Annotated in this window: 1 pseudogene; it reads right to left on the bottom strand. The window is 66.3% G+C overall.

Annotated features, from left to right (window positions below):
- Positions 1 to 243, bottom strand: a pseudogene (locus NCR39_RS19220) (amylo-alpha-1,6-glucosidase); the annotation flags it as partial.

The following is a 243-nucleotide window of genomic DNA, read 5'->3' as shown; positions in this document are numbered from 1 at the left end:
CCCCTGATTCGCCAGACCGTGCTCGGATGCGCGCTGGTAGTCGAGCAGACCGTGCGGATTCTTGTCGCAATGGCGCGCGACCCATTGCGCTGCGAGCTGCAGCGCCGGCCAGATTTCATCGATCAGGGCGGTGTCACCGGTGCGTTCCGCGTATGCGCCCGCCAGCACGATGAAGAGCGGCGTGCTGTCGACGCCGCCGTAATAGAGCGCGAACGGCACTTCGCCGGTTGCCGCCATCTCGCT

Origin of the sequence: Caballeronia sp. ATUFL_M2_KS44 (assembly GCF_023630965.1) — a bacterium.
Taxonomy (GTDB): Bacteria; Pseudomonadota; Gammaproteobacteria; order Burkholderiales; family Burkholderiaceae; genus Caballeronia; species Caballeronia concitans.
Note: the sequence above shows the minus strand (reverse complement) of the source record. Positions and strands in the feature narration are given on the sequence as shown.